Genomic DNA, 1,108 nt, shown 5'->3' with positions numbered 1-1,108 from the left:
ATGCAGAAAGGAGCAGTTATGTCTGCATTTGCTTTTTTTGGCGCGCTTGAGATCGGCTTGATTTATGGCTTGGTTGCTTTGGGCGTCTATCTTACGTTTCGTGTTCTTGATTTTCCTGACTTAAGTGTTGATGGTAGTTTCCCTATGGGAGCCGCGGTTGCTGCGACAGCTATCGTTGCAGGCATCAACCCTTGGATTGCAACCGGTATGGCGATTATTGCTGGTGGCATGACAGGCTGGGTCACCGCATTTCTCGCTGTACGCTGTGGAATTTTGCATCTCTTAGCGTCCATCCTCACTATGATTGCCGCGTTTTCTATCAACATTCGCATCATGGGCAAACCCAATATGGCTCTTTTGGGTGAAGACACCATTCTCACTCCTTTTGAATCGATGGGCGATGCGATGTTTATTCGTCCGTTGGTCGTAGGCGTACTGGTTCTCATCTCTGCCTTTTTGGTGGTGCGATTGCTAAATAGCGACTTCGGCTTGGGCCTTCGAGCGACGGGTGTGAATGGCCGAATGGTGTCTGCGCAAGGCGCAAGCACAGGGTTCTACACCTATTTTTGTTTGGCGCTGTCGAATGGATTTGTTGGCTTCGCTGGTGCGCTATTTGCGCAAACCAACAGCTTTGCTGACGTAACATCAGGCGTTGGTACCATCGTGGTCGGCTTGGCTGCGGTTATTTTGGGTCAAACGCTCATTCCAGGTCGCAAAATTTGGGTTGCCGTTTGCGCCGTTATTTTGGGCTCGGTGTTGTATCGACTAGCCGTCGCTTTTGCGTTGAGTTCTGGCATGTTTGGCCTTCAGGCATCGGATCTCAACCTCGTGACCGCAGTGTTGGTTGCGGTAGCGCTCATTGCGCCTAAGCTCAAGCAAAGTATGAAAGCCAAACAACGCGTAACGACTGCGAAACAAGCGGCATCTAAAAATGGTTCTGGGGAGGCGTTATGATTGAACTCAACAACATCCAAGTGACGTTCAACCCTGGTACGATTTTGGAAAATCGCGCGTTGAAAGGGGTATCGTTAGAAGTACCAGAGCACCAATTTCTAACCGTAATCGGGTCTAACGGTGCGGGTAAATCGACATTGCTTGGAGCGGTGAC

2 protein-coding genes are annotated in these 1,108 nt (G+C 50.0%); both read left to right on the top strand.

The features are described from left to right. Positions 1-18 precede the first annotated feature (18 nt). Entirely contained in the window at positions 19-954 is a 936-nt protein-coding gene (locus tag R8N28_RS26495; protein ID WP_005461508.1) for an ABC transporter permease, read from the top strand. Further along, the coding region (locus tag R8N28_RS26490) for an ATP-binding cassette domain-containing protein (RefSeq protein WP_318183823.1) at positions 951-1,108 on the top strand (158 nt) is incomplete at its 3' end. The genes R8N28_RS26495 and R8N28_RS26490, both read left to right, overlap by 4 nt.

The organism is Vibrio sp. Vb1554, from assembly GCF_033344235.1.
This window is presented reverse-complemented; position numbering and strand designations above follow the sequence as displayed.

Coding starts and splice junctions, on each gene's coding strand:
- R8N28_RS26495 (WP_005461508.1), top strand. CDS start 19: ATGTCTGCATTTGCTTTTTTTGGCGCGCTTGAGATCGGCTTGATTTAT.